At 34.3% G+C, this 19155-nt stretch carries 18 protein-coding genes; 12 read left to right on the forward strand and 6 right to left on the reverse strand.

From position 1 onward, the window contains the following. The first annotated feature begins 399 nt into the window (after positions 1-399). Positions 400-1125, forward strand: a complete 726-nt coding sequence (locus H7355_RS11420; RefSeq protein ID WP_186647570.1) for a 4-hydroxy-tetrahydrodipicolinate reductase — start codon at positions 400-402, stop codon at positions 1123-1125. Between the two features lie 87 nt (positions 1126-1212). Then, entirely contained in the window at positions 1213-1884 is a 672-nt protein-coding gene (locus tag H7355_RS11425; RefSeq protein ID WP_186647573.1) for a hypothetical protein, read from the forward strand. Here the strand turns inward: H7355_RS11425 and H7355_RS11430 are convergent, their stop codons facing one another. Continuing rightward, positions 1885-2526, reverse strand: coding sequence for a hypothetical protein (locus H7355_RS11430; protein ID WP_186647575.1), 642 nt, complete (start codon positions 2524-2526; stop codon positions 1885-1887). Between the two features lie 166 nt (positions 2527-2692). Between H7355_RS11430 and H7355_RS11435 the strand changes: the two genes are divergently transcribed. From H7355_RS11435 to H7355_RS11455, 5 genes are all read left to right on the forward strand, one after another. Next, positions 2693-3466 carry a hypothetical protein gene (locus H7355_RS11435; RefSeq protein WP_186647577.1) on the forward strand — a complete coding sequence of 258 codons (774 nt, stop codon included), beginning with the start codon at positions 2693-2695 and terminating at the stop codon, positions 3464-3466. Positions 3467-3530: 64 nt separating this feature from the next. Next, a complete protein-coding gene (locus H7355_RS11440; RefSeq protein ID WP_186647579.1) occupies positions 3531-5081 on the forward strand; it encodes a response regulator in 1551 nt (516 codons plus the stop codon). 33 nt (positions 5082-5114) lie between these two features. Continuing rightward, positions 5115-5915 (forward strand): DUF6588 family protein, encoded by an 801-nt coding sequence (locus H7355_RS11445; RefSeq protein ID WP_186647581.1) that lies wholly within the window; start codon positions 5115-5117, stop codon positions 5913-5915. A gap of 176 nt (positions 5916-6091) precedes the next feature. Further along, positions 6092-6421, forward strand: a complete 330-nt coding sequence (locus tag H7355_RS11450; protein WP_186647583.1) for a hypothetical protein — start codon at positions 6092-6094, stop codon at positions 6419-6421. A gap of 32 nt (positions 6422-6453) precedes the next feature. Then, positions 6454-8466: a SpoIIE family protein phosphatase gene (locus H7355_RS11455; protein WP_186647585.1), complete on the forward strand. Its 2013-nt coding sequence runs from the start codon at positions 6454-6456 to the stop codon at positions 8464-8466. Position 8467: 1 nt separating this feature from the next. Here the strand turns inward: H7355_RS11455 and abc-f are convergent, their stop codons facing one another. Then, entirely contained in the window at positions 8468-10420 is a 1953-nt protein-coding gene (gene abc-f, locus H7355_RS11460; RefSeq protein WP_186647587.1) for a ribosomal protection-like ABC-F family protein, read from the reverse strand. A gap of 26 nt (positions 10421-10446) precedes the next feature. Next, positions 10447-11328 (reverse strand): alpha/beta fold hydrolase, encoded by an 882-nt coding sequence (locus H7355_RS11465; RefSeq protein ID WP_186647595.1) that lies wholly within the window; start codon positions 11326-11328, stop codon positions 10447-10449. Positions 11329-11463: 135 nt separating this feature from the next. Here H7355_RS11465 and flgG point away from each other — a divergent pair, with 135 nt between their 5' ends. From flgG to H7355_RS11490, 5 genes are read left to right on the forward strand one after another with little or no spacing between them, the layout of a single operon-like run. Beyond that, complete coding sequence (flgG, locus tag H7355_RS11470) at positions 11464-12249, forward strand: flagellar basal-body rod protein FlgG (RefSeq protein ID WP_186647597.1); 786 nt, start codon at positions 11464-11466, stop codon at positions 12247-12249. A gap of 16 nt (positions 12250-12265) precedes the next feature. Further along, the gene (locus H7355_RS11475) at positions 12266-13060 is read left to right on the forward strand and encodes a flagella basal body P-ring formation protein FlgA (protein WP_186647600.1); all 795 of its coding nucleotides are present in this window, start codon (positions 12266-12268) and stop codon (positions 13058-13060) included. Beyond that, positions 13047-14330 (forward strand): hypothetical protein, encoded by a 1284-nt coding sequence (locus H7355_RS11480; protein WP_186647602.1) that lies wholly within the window; start codon positions 13047-13049, stop codon positions 14328-14330. Before H7355_RS11475 ends, H7355_RS11480 begins: the two co-directional genes overlap by 14 nt. Positions 14331-14357: 27 nt before the next feature. Then, positions 14358-15434: a flagellar basal body P-ring protein FlgI gene (locus H7355_RS11485; RefSeq protein WP_186647603.1), complete on the forward strand. Its 1077-nt coding sequence runs from the start codon at positions 14358-14360 to the stop codon at positions 15432-15434. A gap of 13 nt (positions 15435-15447) precedes the next feature. After that, positions 15448-15930 carry a rod-binding protein gene (locus tag H7355_RS11490; RefSeq protein ID WP_186647612.1) on the forward strand — a complete coding sequence of 161 codons (483 nt, stop codon included), beginning with the start codon at positions 15448-15450 and terminating at the stop codon, positions 15928-15930. Between the two features lie 64 nt (positions 15931-15994). Here the strand turns inward: H7355_RS11490 and H7355_RS11495 are convergent, their stop codons facing one another. From H7355_RS11495 to H7355_RS11505, 3 genes are read right to left on the reverse strand one after another with little or no spacing between them, the layout of a single operon-like run. Next, the gene (locus H7355_RS11495; RefSeq protein ID WP_186647615.1) at positions 15995-16369 is read right to left on the reverse strand and encodes a hypothetical protein; all 375 of its coding nucleotides are present in this window, start codon (positions 16367-16369) and stop codon (positions 15995-15997) included. Next, positions 16366-17322 carry a hypothetical protein gene (locus H7355_RS11500; RefSeq protein ID WP_186647617.1) on the reverse strand — a complete coding sequence of 319 codons (957 nt, stop codon included), beginning with the start codon at positions 17320-17322 and terminating at the stop codon, positions 16366-16368. The genes H7355_RS11495 and H7355_RS11500 overlap by 4 nt, the downstream gene beginning before the upstream one ends. A 56-nt stretch (positions 17323-17378) precedes the next feature. Further along, positions 17379-19094 (reverse strand): hypothetical protein, encoded by a 1716-nt coding sequence (locus H7355_RS11505; RefSeq protein WP_186647619.1) that lies wholly within the window; start codon positions 19092-19094, stop codon positions 17379-17381. Positions 19095-19155 lie beyond the last annotated feature (61 nt).

A 19155-nucleotide genomic window follows, 5' to 3' on the forward strand; every position in this document is an offset into this window, starting at 1 on the left:
TAATTACTTACTCCATAACTTACGTTATGAAGATTTTTTTTCTTTTGACGGCTCGTCTTTTATCTCGAGCCCCGAAGCTTCCCTCTCTCTCGACTTGCGTCGATTGAGTCAAAGCCTCTAAGGACCCGCACTCTGTTTCTGCTCTCTTCTCTTGTCAAATAACTTTACCAGTTATGCTGGGTTGTTAGACTGATTTCTCAGTTTTGCTTCCCGCTGGTAAGGGATGTAGCTACAGAAACCATGATCACTTGTCAAACTTTTCTGAAAAGTTTTTTTAAATAAAATATTATTTTGTATTTTCAAATACTTAAAACTGCCTCATTGCGAAGCTTTGAAAAAAGCGAATCTCGTTATATCCTCCCCACTGGTCTTGAATGTGTTAATTTATAAGGACTTTTTATGTATATTGGTTTGATTGGAGCGACTGGTCGACTTGGAACACTCACTGCAGAGATACTCGATCAAGAAAAAGCTTCCTATGTTAAGATTTCCCGAAATATGTTGGCAACCGTTGAAAATTTCAGATCTTTATTGTCTGATCTTCCTACTGATATGCTCTTACTCGACCTGAGCCTTCCTGCTGGAACATTAAATTTATGTAATATAATTAATATTTTAGACACAAAGTCTCTTGAAAAGTTGTGTGCGCTCGTAATTGGAACAACGGGGCACAACGTCATAGAGAAAGAAGCTATTCAAAAGTGCTCTACAAAGCTTCCTATTTGCATGGTCTCAAATTTCTCAAAGGGAATATTCTTATTTGAGCAGCTCTTAAAAGCAAAAACCACATCAGGCCTTAATGTAAGCGAACTTGCTCGAAGACTTGGCTTCGATCTCTCAATTCATGAGATTCATCATACACAAAAGAAAGATGCTCCCAGTGGAACAGCTATAACCTTAGCAGATGCCTCATCTGTGAATCATGAAAGAATATCTTCTTCGCGGGTTGGAAAAGTCGTCGGTGAACATAGTCTTATATTAAGCCACAATAGTGAAAGTTTGCAAATTACGCACACAGCTCATTCACGAAGACTCTTTGCAGAGGGAGCTATTGAACTTTGTAAAAATATATATAAAAATCGACCCAAGCCAGGTCTATTGCGCACAGAAGATTTTTTTATTTAATTGACTTGAACTTTAGAAGTCATTGCATAAAAATTTAAGCTAAACTATATCTTCGCTGGGATTATCCCAAATGACTAGATACAACAAATGCTGTCTTTTAATAAAGCAATTTGTAAATCTTACACTCTCACTCAATTAAGTTGTGGTTGGTATATGGAAACATTAGTACTCATATTTAGAATTTTATTCATCGTTATTGCATCTCTTACAAGTATAATTTATATCCTATTACAGCTCTATCAAAAATTACCAAAAGTTAAATTCGAATTAGCCATAGCAGATTACATTGTTTATTCGATAGTAAGTGTTATTTTTGGTTTTGGTACCGACTCTTATTTTGGACTTTTGGCCTTTATTCCTTTATTAATTGCAAAAATTGCTGCAAAGAGTTTGATTGTGCCAAATAGAATCAGTGGTTCTGGTTTATGGATTGAACTTGATTGGAAAAAACTAACTCCAAAAGGTTTTGATCGCAATGTTTCCAAACAAATACTCGATGAAATAAATAAAATGCTAAGTAGCACTCCTAATGATACACATTTTATTATTCCACGCATTTATGCACGAGTTGCTATAGCTTTTATGATGCGTAAAATGAAAAAAGATAATCAAAAATTGCCTGCAGGGTTAACGGCTCAACAAAAAGATATGGGCATGAATCAGTTTACAACATTAGCACAAAGCATATTATCCCTTGAAGTGGGGAAGAGCGAAAAGAAAGATCTTCATATTGGTATACTTAGGATCACTCGACTCTAATTAGGATATATCTGGCAAATCAAAAAACCATTTCTCTTGCCCCTCTTCTTTCTCAAATCCAGCAATCAAAACTGAAGGAATAACGTCATTTTCAGATGAAATTGAAAGTATTTTTTCAAATTCAGCGTATTTATTTGCTGGTATATGGTTTTTAATCCACCCAAGCAAAGCATTAACAGATGTGCCAATAAGTATAATAGGTGGATTTATTTCATTGTTTAGAAGGTTGCTCAGATCCATAAGGGCATCATTTAAGGTGCCAATTTCTGGTTGTAAACCCGCATGTCTATCTAACCTTTTATCAACACAAACAGGCAAAGCCATTCTATTAGCAAGAATCTCAGATGTTTTGAGGCTTCGCATATCATTTCCTGCCAAAAGCAAAAGCTGAGGGCACAAACCAACTGAAGCTTGAATTGCGTTGGGAAGTGAAGTGGGATCTTTAAAAGATTTCCACATATTATCTTCATTTAAAGATTTTGTTCTTGCTTCTATGTTGGATAAAAGATCTAGATGCAAGCTATCCTTTAAAAATGTGAATATTGATTCCGAGAGAGCTTCAGCACCTTGCTCACCTGTACGACTCAAATATTGGGGAGCTCCGGCTTCACCCTGGGTAAAAAATAAAAACAGTGATTTCATATAACCCTTCCTGAAATTCAATTGCCGCAAATAACCATTAGGATTTAACTCTCGCCACAGTCAAGCCCATGTAGTATGTTAGTGTTGGAAATCACAATACCTTCTATAAGTTGGATTATTGTGCAAAATAAATATAATTTCGCAATAATATGTTTGAGGTTCATTTATGAATAAAAAAATTGAGTTTGAAAACCATTTTTCAGCTCGTGTTCTCGAAATATTCTTTCCAGAAGGATACCATATACATTCAGAGGAAGATATTTCAAATTTAAAAAACGCGTGGGTTGCAAATTTAAAATCATGGCATTCTCCCTATACATGTTTATTTGATCTTAGAGATTTTCATATATCTCAAGAACAAATCCCTGCTTTTGAAAACATGCTTAAATTTTTTAAAAATTTTTTTATGCGAAAAATAATTGGATTTTATGATGATGAATCTAAAAAACCAAATCTCAAAATAGAAATTATATTTAGTTACGACGAAGCTATTAAACACACAGGATTAGCACGAGGCAGAGGTGTTCAAAAAATTAAAGGAGATTTACGTAGCGCAATTCAAATTGATAATGATTTTAATGCACACGTGATGGAAATAAATTTTGCTGAAAATGTTGATTTTATCTCAGCAGCAGATGTTCAAATATTAAAAGCAAAATTACAAAATATTCTCATGATGTGGCATACACCGTATAGTGTTATGTTTAATTGTGTCAACTGCACTTTTAGTCAAGAAGCGTATAGAGAATTTACAAAAGTAGAACGATTCTTAAGAGGATTTTTTTGTAAGTCAATTATCGGCTACGCCCCAAAAGCTGAAAAAGAATCTTACCCATTTATCACGTTCCGTTCTCGCCATCTTGCCGCAGCGTCACTTGAAAACAGTGGGATTGAATCCGGTGAAGTGGCAAACTGTTCGACACGTAAAATTGGCACATAAATTTCTGTAAAACAGGTTAAACTGAGAGCATCCTAGTTTTGCTTAAGCAAGGAGCTCAAATTATATGAACGATAATTTATCTGAAAATGAAATTCTTCGTGCTTTCGTAACAAATTCAAAACAGAAGATCCAGGAACTCAATGGAGTTGCTACCATTTTAATGAAAGAAGGACCAAAACCTGAATTTTTTGATGCAATATATCGAGCGAGTTCTGCAATTAAAAATTTTGCTGCAACCTGTAATCAAAATCAAATAGTTTATTATATTGTAAGTGTAATCGATGTTCAATTTAATCAATTACGTTTAGAACGAAAAGAAATTACTGAGACAGTTAAACATGAAATAAAAGAAAATATTCAAACATTAAAAGATATGATTTTAAAACTATCAAATGATACTTCAACTAAAGAAACAGATGATGACAGCTATACAGATATTAGTGAAAATCACCTTGGCATGTATGTTGCAATTGGTCAATTGAGTGTCTGGAGTTTTCACGACATGATGAATGCTTTTGCAAAAATACATGGATATACAGAACTTTTAGATGACATTGTTCAGCATATCCCAAAAACATTTTCACAAGTTCATAGTGAACTGCATGTTGTTAAAGAAAAGCTTATCTCAAATACCGAATATATGACAGGAATAGTTAATCGTATTCGCTCTTTACGTGGTAAAACAAAACTTATTATGAAAGAGCATAATATTCGAAGCATTGTGCAAAAAATTCAAGATTTAACTCAACAACCTCGTAAAACTTTGCAATGGTCTACCTTACAAATTCCAAGCGTGAATGTACAAGTGGACTATATTATTTTTGAGCAGATGTGGGTTCATCTTTGGCGGCTTCTCACGGAATGGCAGATCCCTGGAAAAAGTGTACAATCCTTGTGTCTAGGAAAAATTGAAAAAAATAAATTTCCGGGCAATCCAAAATTTAAAAACCAACTGAATTTATATATTTGGTTAGAATCTAATGATATATCTAAAGTAAATCCTGAAGAAATAAAATACAATGATAAAACAGAGCATTCAGATATAGCAAATATCTTTTTGTACACAGCAAAAACAGCCGAACGTATTCAATGCGAAGTCTTATATGGTAAAACTTCAGATGGTGTTCCTATATTTAGAGTTTCTCTTTCATGCGATGATATTTTGCATGCAGTCTCTGAAACAACTGGAAACGCTGTTCCTCAACCACTACATGCAACCGAAGAAAATAAAAATTTAGTTCCATTAAAATATGTTCTTATTGTTGATGATGAAAAAGATCTTCGTTCAATATTAAGTTTGAAGATAAGTAAACTAGGCTATGGCGTTTGCGCAGCTTCCACAATTCAAGAAGCTCGTGAATTAACTAAACAAAAAGATATAAAACTTATTCTATCCGATTTATATTTAAATAATGAAAGCGGAATTGAATTAATGAAAGAATTTAAGCAAAGTTTTCCATCGACACCATTTATTTTTATTACGGGTGCAGATGCAGATGATATACCAAACTCTATCATGGAAATTATGACAAAATATTCTTCAGGATTCTTAGCAAAGCCAATTTCTAATCAAACTTTAAAGGACATGCTTGATAAAAATTTACCACTCATCTAAGAAGTAAACGGTATTGTATGGAAAGGAATTAAAATGTTTTTTAAAAAAAAATCCCCGCAAAGAAAATCAATATCTATACTTAGCCTATCTTTTTCTTTGTTTATGACTCAAGAAATTTATGCAACATCCCTCGATTATCAATTTACGGCACAACCATCTCAAAGTGACTATGACAATATTGTACGCCCTATTGTAAATTCCACCCGTTTTCAATTCATGTCTTTTCCTGGAGCATCGGCAGGTAGAATAATTCCACTCTCAATCTCTGTTGGAGCAGGAGCAACATATTTTGATGTTTCGAGTTCAACCAAAACGTCTTTAAGTAACTACACAAATGGCAGCGCTAATTTTCCAACATCCATCGTTTATCCTCGTATTATAGCTCAATTAGGTATACCATTTGGCTTGGATGTAGCGTTGAACTATGCACAAATACCAAATAGTAATATTGAATTATCTGGGGTCGCATTACAATATGCATTCAAGCCAAAACTATTACCACTATCGTTTGCTTTGCGAGCAGGATATACGCAAATAGCAAATTATGCACCGTTTACAGCTTCTTCTACAAATGCAGAATTATTAATTGGTTTAGCTGTTCCATTTTTGAAACCATATTTGGGTGCAGGAGCAAATTGGTCAAACGCAAGTACAAATGCAGATTTCACAAGCAATGGTGTTACAGTTCATGTTTCACAAAGTTCAGCTTGGACAGAATTTTATGGAATGGGCGGCCTTCATGTTTCCTTAATTCCGTTTATTGGAATTGATTTTAATGCACAAATTTCCAGTTCACAAACAATTTATAATGCAAAACTTTCATTAGATATTTAATCTCGCAAATTCCTCATTAAAAAAGTCAATCCAAATAAATATAAGGCATTTCTTGCCGCATTAACTATTTAACTGATGCTCCGATCAAATATGAAGCAATAAAAGAGCCCCAGCAAAGGAATCTTTTATTCCAAAGAAACAAGAAGTTTCTTTGTATATGCCAGGAGGCAATTATTATGATCTTTTTTACTTTACAAAAAAAGTTGCGTGAACTTGTGACTTCAAATTGCACTTTATTGTGGCTTGAAGGAGCGAAGCATGAAAGAGTTCTGAAAATTAAATTAACAGGAAACAAGGTAATTTTAAACTTAGCAAACGAAACAACACGCGTAATAGCTTTCGAGCGCTATGCGTGTACTTCAGTCGGATTACAATTTTGGTTTCAAGGAAAAGCTGGAGTTTTATATAAATGGGAACAAGTGCCAAAATCAGGCGGATTTGACAGCATACAAAAGGAACAAAATTTACCGGATGATGAACCTCCACCGCCCAATGTTGCAGCTTAAGTAAAGAAGATATATTAATTTTCGGGGTTTTTATGAGGTTAACTGCAAAAATACTTTCATGGATACTAGGTTCAACATTAGTAGTCATGCTTACTTTTGCAAGTTTAGCTATTTATATGCTTGAAAAAAATTTGAGAGCAGAAGCATTAAATTCACACAAACTTATTTATACATTATTCGTTCCTTCAGTTACCCGTTACTTATGGGAATTTGATATATCAGGAATCAGAGAAACTCTTTCAAATATTATCGAAAATAATTATGCTTATAAAATATATATATTTGATTCCGATTCATCTCTTGTCACATATTTAGGAAAGGATCCTAAAAGCGAGAAAATATCTAATAATTATGATAAAAACAAAGAAAACGAAATAAAAGAAATCATCACGCCAGAGAAAAAGAAAAAGTTGGAAAATAAGCTTTTAAAAAGTGAAGAAAGCTTTTTATACCAAGACAATCTCCCAAATGAAACATCGAGAATTATCGGCAGTATGATTCACCGAAAAAAAGCCAATGCGGAACCAACTGTTATCGGTTATTTTGTGTTAGATTATTCCACTTCAAATATTGCAAATGCAATTCGTGCCATGATCCGCAATGTCGTATTTCTTGCATTAGCAATTACAGTTATGATCGTGTTTTCTATAGGACTTCTGTTAAGAAAAACTTTAATCAATTCCATTTTAAGACTCAGTCAAGCAAGTTTAAATATCTCTCGCGGAAAATTTATAAAAATTCCGGAAAGACTTGGCAGTCGAGATGAGATGAAAGATCTTGTCAAAAACTTTAATATAATGAGCTCACAAATCGAGGAAAATCAAGATAACCTCAAAAATTTAGCGGAAGAAGGTATGAAAGTTTCCAGTACCTTTTCTATTGAAGATCTAGGAAAACAGTTATCAGAATCTCTAGAAAAAATAGCAAAGAGAAAATTAAATACTGAGTTTTATGTTATACATTATTTATTACAATTTACATCGACAGAAGGTTTTCATGAAATATTAAAAGCCGATGAAACAGGTGAGGATAATTTTTTAGCGTTAGATAATATTGAAGATGAACCTCTGGGAAGAAAAAGATTCTATATCAAAGACAATGGAACAGGAGAAGTCAGTGCAATAATTCAAATTGATGATATTCGCCAGATCTATCAATTCTCCTACAATGCAGCAGAATCAGTTTACAGTGCGATCAGAGCTCTCCAGATCAGTGTATCAAATGCGCTTGATAATATCCGATTTATTAAAGAGCAAAAGGAACAACAAAGACTCATTGGTGAGCAAGAAACAGCTCGGCTTGTACAAAATAATCTTATGCCTAAGTCAGATTTTAGAGTGATAGGTGATTTTGAATTGGCAAATCACTTTGAAGCTGCAGACAAATGCGCAGGAGATTGGTGGAATTATTATACTTTAACGAATGATAGGTTGTTACTTTTGTTAGGAGATGTGACTGGTCACGGCACAGCGAGTGCTCTCTTAACGGCAGTTGTAAAAGGGTATTGTGATTCCATTCATACACAACCATTTATAACAACCAAAGCAATCTTATCTCAACTCGACGCAGTCGTACGCAATAGTGGAGACGGCAATAAAGTCATGACCATGTTTGCAGCAGTCCTAGATCCTATCAATAAAACTATTGAGTTTTCAAATGCAGCTCATAATTTCCCCATAACAATTAAAAAGAAACAAGGAAAAAATACTTTGTCGAAACTCATTGCTCAAGGCAAACCACTCGGCTTTGATATGACACCGACAGCTGAACTGTCATCTCAGAATTATGAGCAAAGAAATGTAGTACTTGAAAACGGTGATGCATTGATTATATATTCGGATGGATTAATTGAAGCTCTGAATAATTCTGGCGAAGAATTTAGTGAAAAAAGATTAAAAATGATCATTCTGAATAAAGCAGAAAGTAGTGTAACAGAAATAAAAAATGAAATCATAAAAGAATTCAGAGATTTCACTTTTCCAAATAAACTTATGGATGATGTTACCTTTATAGTTTGCCGCTTTAAAAAAATAGAAGATGCTTAAACTATTTTGGTAAACAACTCAATCTTTCTTCAATCTCAATCCACTCTTCTTCAGATTTAATTAATAAAGATTTAAGATTTTCATGCTGTTTATTTAAGTCTGTAAGACGTTTATAATCATTATGATCTACGCTTTCCATTTCGTTTGAAATATTCTTAATCTTTCCGCTTATTTCAAGAATATCTGCATCAATTTTTTCCTTTATCTTTTCAAGCTTTAATTTTTCTTTTTTGTATTCTTGCTGCTGTTCTCTTGAATTATCCGAAGAGTTTGCTTGAATAGGTTTTGTATATTCATCAGAAATTTTTGCAACTTCTAAGCTTTTATCAGGACTCAAAATATCAGGAAAACCTGACAAAGGAGCTAATCTTTCATAATCTTCAAGTTTTCCTTCGAATAAGGCAAAACGCCCATCATTGGTCATAGCAAAAACATGTGTGCATATCGAGTCGATAAAATTTCTATCATGACTAACGAAAAGCACAGTTCCTTCATAATCATCAATTGCCTGCGCTAAAATTTCTGCACTGGACATATCTAAGTGGTTTGTAGGTTCATCTAATAATAAAAAGTTTGCTTCCTGCAGTAAAAGACATGCTAGTCCCACTCGACTTTTTTCACCACCCGATAAAACTTTTACAGGTTTGAACACATCATCACGCCTGAACAAAAAACTTCCCAAAAGACTGCGGGCACGTCTTTCTGAGACATGGGCAGAGCTTCTCATAACATTTTCTAAAATTGTTAATTTTTCATCAAGAACATCTAACTGATCTTGGGCAAAAAACGCTAAAGAAACATTGTGTCCCAATTCAAAACTACCATCATATGGTCGAATATTTTCAGAAATTGTTTTTAATAAAGTTGATTTTCCGATACCATTTGGCCCTATTATTGCAATTTTCTGCCCTCTTGTTACTTTTAAATGAATATCTTTTGAAAGTACTTTATCATAGCCGATGCTAAGCTTTTCAATTGTTAATACTTCCTTACCACTTGCAATGGTTTTAGGTAATGAAAAAGAAATTTCATCCGCAGCATTATCTAAATCAAATGTTCCCTCAAGTTCTTTCATACGTGCGAGCATTTTCACACGGCTTTGGGCTTGCTTTGCTTTTGAAGCTTTTGCTTTAAATCGATCAACAAAGCGTTGAACTTCTTCCATTCTTTTTTTCAAGCGATCAGCTTGAGCTGCTTCTAATTCAAGTCGATGTTCCCGTTGTTCTAAAAAAGAATCAAAATTACCTTTATATGGTGTTAATTTACCATTATTAAGATGCAACGTAACAGTGGACAAACGATTTAACAGTGCTCGATCGTGGGAAACAAACAATAACGTTCCCTGAAAGCTCTGTAAAAATTTCTCCACCCAGATGAGACTTGGTAAATCGAGGTGGTTGGTCGGTTCGTCAAGTACTAAAAAATCAGGATCATTTAAGAAAACACGGGCCAACTCAAGACGCATTCTCCAACCACCCGAAAGTTCTTTTGGGTTTTTACTAAAAAGAAAATCCTGAAAGCCAAGACCTAATAAAATACCTTTCGCACGAGCTTCGAGTGCATATCCACCCGCCTCACGAAAATCATTTTCTATTTTCTCATATTTTTTATGAACTTCTTCACTATAATTTTCTTCCATTTGTTCAAGAATATGATCGAGCTGTTTTTTAAGCTCCCGCAATTTAATTGCACCATTAACACACTCTTCAAGAAGTGTTGCCTTTGGATGTGCGTTCGGTTCCTGAGGTAAATAACCTAGATTTACCTTTGCAGGTTTTAATATTTGTCCACTGTCCGCTTCATCAATTCCGCAAATAATATTTAATAATGTTGATTTTCCAGCACCATTGGGCCCAACCAACGCCACTCTTTCCGCTTCTGGAAAATGATAGGTTGTGTTTTGAAATAAGGTTTTTGCAGCATAACCTTTCGTTAAGTTCTCGATCCGAATCATGAATTAATTTCCATTTCTTTCTGATTTCAACCACTTTTTTCAATCCATTTTAAGAGATCGGATATAGCTTGTGATCGACATTGTTCTGTTTCATTAAAAATCTCATGCCCCGCCCCTTCAATGACTTTGAATGAACTGTCATTATGAGAAAAATAGGGTACGCATTTTTTTGTCACTTCAATTTTTACGAGTTTGTCATCCGAAGCGGCAATAACTGTGACAGGGGCTCGGATAAGACGAATTGCTTGGACAATTTTCTTTTCATCAAGGGCTCCTAGGAATGTGCTTCCCATTCTCGCAGTTATATGGGTTAAAATTAAATGATCATGCCGTGCCGCCTCATTATTCTCGGGATTGTTGGATAAGGAATTGGGAGGAATTCCAATAGGAGCCACCAAATTAGGAAGAAACTTTGCAACTTTTGTGGCAAGAAATTTTTTCCAAACGGGTATATTTTGCTTAACCCCATAACATGGCGAACTTAAAAAAAGCGGTGGACAAGAGTCTGCCAAATGCGCTGCTGCATAAGTTGCAAGTAATGAGCCAAAACTGTGGCCAAACAAACCAAAAAAAGAATTCTTTTGTTTTGTTAAACCAAGAATTTCCTTAACATGATTTGTCATAAATATCACGTCTAAAACCATCGCATGTAAATTTTCAGCATCCCCACGTGTTGGTCCCGATTTACCATGCCCTCGGATATCAAAAATTGCAAAGGCAAGATTTTTCGAGCAGACAGCTCTTGCGACATGCGCATATCGTCCACTGTGTTCACCAAAACCATGAACGGCAAGAACGACTCCATCTAGTTTTGACTCCCTCTGTTCTTTTTTTGCAGGAGTGTAGACACGAAAAAAGAGTTCATTTCCATCGAAACTTTTTATATTTTCTGCACGTTCTTGAAACATAATCAAAACTCCCTGCTTCAAAATTTCCTATAGTTAATTAGATAGCTGCAATGTTTTCATACGACTTTCACACTAAAACAAATTAACCTGCAAGAAGAAATGGAAATATTTTGATTCCTATAAAGGAGGCAGCTTATGCTTCGCAGTTTAAACACAGCAGCGACAGGTATGGACTCTCAACAAAGATTGATTGACACACTTTCCAACAATATGGCCAACGTCAATACAATTGGATTTAAGGGGAGTAAAGCGTATTTCCATGATCTGCTCTATCAAAATATTCGCGCTCCGGGACTGCAAACAACGACAGGAACAATCGCACCAAGTGGTATTCAAATCGGGAATGGTTCAAAACTTGTCTCGGTTGAAAAGTCCTTCGATGAAGGCGCAATAAAAATCACAAACAAAGACACAGACATGGCTATAATGGGCAAAGGATTTTTTAGGATTCAACTGCCCGATGGCAACATAGCATATACACGTGATGGAACCTTTCGGCGCAGTGCAGATGGAAGAATTGTTACATCGGAAGGATTGCCATTGTTACCAGAAATCGTTGTACCAGCAAATACATTGCATTTAGGCATAACACTTGACGGAGTCGTTTCAGCTAAAGTCAGTGGAGAATATGAGCCTCGCAATTTAGGCCAAATTCAATTGGCAAATTTCATAAATCCTGCAGGTTTAAACTCTATGGGCCGTAACCTTTACACAGCCACTCCTGCATCTGGTGAAGCATTAGTTTCAATACCAGGTGAAAATGGTGTGGGTACAATTGATCAAGGCGAACTTGAAACGAGTAACGTCAATATCGTAGAAGAAATGGTGCAATTGATTGTTGGACAACGTGCTTATGAATTGAATAGTAAAGTCATAAAAACGGGCGATGAAATGTTAGCATCAACCAATCAAATGAAATAAAAATATTAGGTGAACTATGATTGCATTGCCTCCACAAATCTATATTGAATATAAAAATTTAGCGAATGATCAAATCCGTGCAGAAATTCAAAAAGATCTCATCGCACAGGTTTTAAAAAAAAATGGATTTGAAGAAAATGTAATTATTGAAAATCAATTGCAAAAAAATCCATCGGAAAAAGATTATATTTTGAATGTCAATTGTCTTCAATGTAATCTTTTAGGATCTGATGAAAATGAAGTTGTTTTTTCTTCTATTCATAAATCAAACACAAAAAACAATTATACTGTAGAATATACATTTGAAGTGAGTGCAAACAAAAATAAACGTTCGCTCTGGAAAATTGCTGTTACTGACAAAAAAATAATTTATTTTATTTCAGCAAAACAGAATCTTCAGGTAAATACAATTTTATCTTCAAATAACATCGAAATCAAAACATGTCTCACAGGGGATGATAAATGCTCGCCTAAAATGTCTTATCAAACTTCTCAAGAGGCAATCGAGCAATTAAAACTTTTTATTAATAAAAAAACAAATAAAGATTTAAAAGTAGGTCAGGAGATTGAAATAAAAAATCTATCCCAAGAAATTCTTGTACATACAGGTGAAAAGACTCGAATTACCTATAAACCTTCCAATACACTTACGATACAAACTCACGGGAAAGCTCTCTCAAACGGTGGACTTGGAGAAATAATTCGTGTTCAAATAAATGACTGGTTTGAGAAAAATGCTTCTTTTCGCCCTACGGGGATCATTGAAGGAACAGTGATTGCACCAGGGGAGGTTGAATATGCTATCAAATAATAACACCAAAAATTTTATTCATGATCTTGATTCTATTTGTTTACATGAAGAAGAAGGATATACAGAGACATTAAAAGTTAAAGAACACCGTAATAAAAAAAGTAAAAAGGTGATTTTTAGTTCTAAAAGCTCTGATAAAGAAACAAACGATCACAATGTTTGGTTTTCAACAATAGATAAATATTTAAATTCAGTTGAGTATGCTTTTGACAAAGGTAACACTACGAGCAAAAAAGTATCATCAGCATTTGATAAAATACCTGAACCAACCTCAAAAAAAATTGTTTTGCGCCTGACTATTCTTTTTGCAATTATTGCTATGATTATCTTTTTTTCAAGCTGTGCTCCAAATAGAGTTTATGCACAAAATTTACCTATTCGGCCTCTGGTTGGAAATATAAATGGTCCACAAAATAACAATGAAGATTTGAAAATAGAAAAAAATAATCCAGTTGATATTCCCCGTGGGCAAGAGCAATTATTTATAAAAAGAGAAAATTTATCAATAAAAACAAGAGAAGCCGGTTCATCTTCGGGAAGTATTTGGACGGATTCAATGCAACCCAAATCCCTCGCTACAGAATACCAACCTTCGCATGTAGGTGAAACGATAACAGTGAATATTCCTGATGATTTACAATTTAAAGATTCACCGAATCCTGCACAGCCACCAGCAGGCGGAGCTGCTCCTGCCACTCCACCGGCTTCAGGGCAAAAATATGATCAAGTAAAATCTATGAAATTTGAAATCGTTGGTTTTGAGCCTGGCGGAGACGTTTATATAAGAGGAACAAAAAACTATATAAGTGATACAGGGGAAAGCAAAAATATATTAATCATGGCAAAACTTCCTCAACGTAGCCTTAATAAATTTGAAGTAGATGCAAAAGAAATTACTCAAATAGCAATCAATGAAAATAGCAATGGTCAAAGTTCTGAGTATTCGGCAGCAGGCTGGGATATGACTGTATCAAGAAAACTATCAGGTTATGCACCTGATATGAATACGACAATTGCTGCTCTTGATGGACAAAAGAAGGAACTAGAAACACAGAGAAATGCGCTAAAAGAACAGCAAAAAGCACTTAAAAATGATGAAGAACGGATTAAGAAAGATAGAAGCCGCTTGGATGCAGAGATGGCACAAGCTAAAAAGCTTTTAGATTCAGCAACAATTATTGATGCACCTGATCAACAAGGGGCAGGAGATGGTAAAGGAAAAAGCAAAGGGGCAGGAAGCGCTGGTGGTAACAAACCTGCTGCAAAATGATTTTGCAAAGGGATAAAGGAGAATAAATTGAGAGTTTTATTAAACTTCTCTAAAATAAGAATTGCTTTCTTTCTCTTAATATCAATATTATTTCAAGTTTCTATCACAGCGCAAGAAAGCGAATTACCTGTCAGATTAAAGGATCTTGTCGAAGTCCGAGGTGTTCGTGGAAATTCCCTATCAGGAATCGGACTTATTGTTGGGTTACAGGGAACTGGAGATAGTAAAGCCAGTCTTGCAACTAATAAAGCGACTTCCACCGTTTTTAAACGCTTAGGCATGACAGTTGAACCAACCGAAGTGATTACAAAAAATATTGCAATCGTCGTCGTCACAGCTGTCTTACCTGCTTTTGCCCGCGTAGGTGACAAACTCGATGTCCGTATTTCCAGCATGGGAGATGCGCAAAGCCTCGAAGGAGGCACTCTTTTACTGACAACTTTAAGTGCGGTAGATGGACAAGTTTATGCAACGGCTCAAGGAACAATCAGTCAGGGTACATCGATGGCGGGAGCGGAAGGTGGCACGGGACAAGCCACGCGCGGCTCGACCACAAAAACTGTTTCTTTAACAAACACAGGAACAGTTGAAAAAGAATTTTTATCGACCTTTATAAGTAATAATAATATTGAATTGAGTTTAAAAAATGCAGATTTTACTACTGCAACTCGTATAGCAAAAGCACTCAACGATACCTTTGGTGAATTTATAGCCGATCCCATCAATGCAGGACTTATATCTGTTAAAGTTCCAAATAAAGTAACTAGAAACAATCCAAGTTTTAATCCGGTCACATTTATGTCAATTTTAGAACAAATTAAAGTAACTCCTGACTCAATAGCTTTTGTTGTCATCAATGAACGGACTGGCACAATTATTTCTGGAAGCAATGTCGTCATAGAACCCGTTGCCATCAGTCATGGTCGCTTGGAAATACAAGTTGGCAAAAAAAATTATAAAGTGGGTGAAATGCCAGCTGTGACTTCAGTTTCTGACCTTGTTCGTGCACTCAATAATTTAGGAGCAGGTCCTAAAGATATTGTCTCAATTATACAGACATTAGAAATTGCAAAAGCCATAAAAGCTCAAATTAAACTCATGTAAATGGAGATTGGTTATGCGGATTGGTTCTCAAGATATTTTACAAAAAATGAAAAGCAATTCAGATCCATCAATCAACCAACCTACTCAGACAGTAAAAGACCTATCGAAAAAAGAACAGAATTTAAGAGATGCAGAAAATGTTTCGAAAGAATTCGAAACTCTTTATATCGATATGATGATAAAAAGTATGCGACAAACTGCAAAACCTGAAGATGAAAGCAATGCTCACGATATTTTTCAAGGTATGCTTGATGGGGAATATGCAAAAATTATGGCCGATGCGCAAAGTTTCGGTATTCGTGACCTCATTTTAAATTGGATGAAAGAAAATGATCCTGAATTAAATCCAAATATTAAACTCCCAAATGATAAAGATGGGATTGCCGCAACTAAGAAAGAATTCAATAAGGCATCTGAGCTCATGAATAAAATAAAAAATGATTCTTATATGTCTAAGTTAGCAATCGATCAGTATAAGATGGGTATGGGAAAATAAAAGTAAATCCATATATAGAAAAAATTTTCTAGATCTAATTGGAATAGTTCCTTATAATTATCTTTCATAACTCATCAGGTAAATAGAGTTCTTCTCCATTAGGCATGACAGTTATTGTTACGTTCCCTTTTCTGAATATGCGTGCTCCGTCATTTTTAATTTCAAGCAAAACTCTGTCTTTTGGATCTTTTAGCCAAGCCACATATTCATGGGGAGAGAGTTCATTATAATTTACTTCATCTTTCACATTATCTTGAACTCTATCTTCATTATTCTTCGCTTCATTCTTTTGCTCATTATTGATATAAACATCTTTTGACAAACTTATTTCTGCATCATTTAAATTTATACTATTACTTCTTATTTTAAATATAAAAAATAAGCTTAAAGAAAGAAATATAAATGACATTAATACAATAATTTTATTTTTTAATTTCATTGTCCCACCCAAACTAAATTATCTGAATATTCCGAACTACGAGTCAATCTAAAAACCACAAAATTTCTATTAATTGAATTGCTTCCACAATTATCGCTTAAAAACTTACCATTTAGAAAGCACTTATCATACAATAACTTTGCACTTTTTTGATAAGGAATCATTTTATAATAATCATTTATGTATTCAGAAAAGTTTGGAAGTTTTCTGCGTAATGCATCTATAAATAAAAATGCGACCTCACTTTCATTCCAACTTTCTTTAGCTGATTTTTCTAAAGTTTCTACGAACTCATTTACAACTTCTGGTGTTGCTTGTGGCGAATACAACTCAAAGGAATCAATCCAAGTTAAAAAATTTTTAAGCTCTTTCATTGAAAGCTCTTGAGATTGAGTTGCATAGGTTTTCCCTAAAATATTTTTATATTTTTCATCTTCTGGACGACAAGATGCTTTTTCACTAAAGTATTGTTCTAATCCTACAAAAATATAGGTAAAAGACAAATCTAAAATTGGCTTTTCACTGCGACAATTTTCACTATACATCTGGGTAAAGTTAAATAAAGATTCAGAATAAGATGAAATCTCATCCATATGAAATGAAGATGGTGTCTCTGGTTTCAGATACTCCATAAGTGTTAATTTATTATGCAGATCAAGTTGTTTGAGCCATCCCCAAAAACACCCACGCACAACATTTTGCACAGCATTGTGATAATCAAGTGATATAGTTAAATCGTTATATTTAAATTTTGTACCTGATAATATTTGTCTTAACCAAATATCAGAGTTTTTCATTTCTTCAGGACTAAATTTGTCATTAAAAGTAGGTAAAAAATAAATTTTATCCATTAACTGGGAAGTTCTAAAACTCCCATAAATGTAATTAATGGGTAAGGAGTATATATTTACAGTAAATAATAAAAATGCGATGCCGATAAAAAGCTTTTTCATTGGTTCCTCAAGGAAAAAAAAGCTCCAGAAATTCTCTGAAGCTTTTTTAAATAATCTTAAAGATTATCTGGTAGAATGTTCCCTTCTGGTGAAGTAGGAGCATTTGTATTTCTGCTCTCTCCACAAGTATTCGCGTCTTGTACATTTGCACAGGATTGAGATTGTCTAGCGGCCTGCGTTGCATCAGTTAAAGGTAAAGCGGTTGTTTGCTCACCTTCATTACAAGCTCTATAAGCTTTCACATGGACATTCCAAACAAAACAAATATTGGTTGGAATTGAAATATTTATAGAGCGTGAATTATTAGATACGAGATCACGATGTATTTTTAATCCTGTTAATGTTGCCATTTCTTGTGCATTTGTTTGCCAATAGTAATTTGGTCTTTGCGCAATAGCACTTACAGCCGACTGCGACCAACCTGATTGCTGATAGGCTTGAAACACGTTTTGATGACCATTGTTTTGTGCTGTTCTATCTTGAATAAGTCCTTGTTGTTGTTGCATTTGTTGCCAATATTGATTTCTATCTTGCAATGATAAATTTGTTTTTTGCACTTTTAATTTTTCAATTTCACTTTCAAGAGCTTGTGTCGCAGCAAGCATAGCTGCTTGAGAGTCTCCTGAATGAACTGTGATACGACATTGACTTTGTGACTGTGGACCATTCATAATCATATTTGAAATTGTATTATCATTAAATACTGCGACTTGTTTATTGATAATCGAACGGTTTTTAATTATCAATCCAGGGCCAAAATCACAGTCAAGAGTCGCATTGTATGGACTTATATTTTGCTGTAAAACACCTTTCACGCTTATCGGTGGAATAAATGGAGATAAACTTCTAGCAAATGACACCGAACCATTTGTGGTTAGATCGAAGTTAAATGTAGCACCCGTGAGAGTTCCTCCTCCTTTAAGCGATGAAAATATCGGAATACCTGCGCGTTGGCTTTTAACCCCATTGGAATCGTATTGTAATTCTGTTAAAGATTCAAAAGTCAAACTCGCAAGTGGAATTACAGATATTTTTATATTTGGAGCATATTTTGATTTATAAGTTTTGATTTTTATGAGATCACTGTCACTAAATCCACCATAAATATTTCCAGTAATGAGTCCACCATTTGAAGAATTCAAATCAACTAACTTTTGATTTAATCTATTGTGTCTAGCTGTCACATTTTCATTTTCGTATATTGGAAAATGGATACCAGCATTTCCAAATACAGTTGCAATATTATTGTAAATCGAGGTTAAAATTCCTTTTGGTAATGTTTGTTCAAAACCACTCGCCTTTTTTTCTATTTCAGTTTTCTTCTCAATCGCTTTGTTTAAATAATTTTGATAGACTTGAATATTTGGATCAGAAGGATTTCGCTTAATCGTTTCATTAATAATATTTTCCAAATCAAGCACTGTTTTTCTTGCATTAAAGTATTCTTCAGTCGTTAAATTAGAGACTTTAATACTTAAATCTGCGATAACAGACGAACTTGAAACTGCAACATCATTTTTTAAATAAGTTGCAGATACACCATCAGCATTTGTCGATGCTTTTAATTTTGGTACATAATAGTATTGATTAATATCAACTTGATCTTGATAAACAGGTATGCCAACAACATAATCTATTGCTTGTTTGTCAATTTGCTCCATCGTTTTGTCAACAGGCAAAGGAAGAGTAGTGCTTTGAAGCTTTGGCATACCAGCATAACTTAGACAAGGTATCATTAAACTAACGACAGAAAACACAGATACATTTTTCATACTAGTTCCCTTTATATTTGTTAAATTAACAAAAATACATTCTACAGTAAAAATTAAAACT

Origin of the sequence: Fluviispira vulneris (genome assembly GCF_014281055.1) — a bacterium.
GTDB lineage: Bacteria > Bdellovibrionota_B > Oligoflexia > Silvanigrellales > Silvanigrellaceae > Silvanigrella > Silvanigrella vulneris.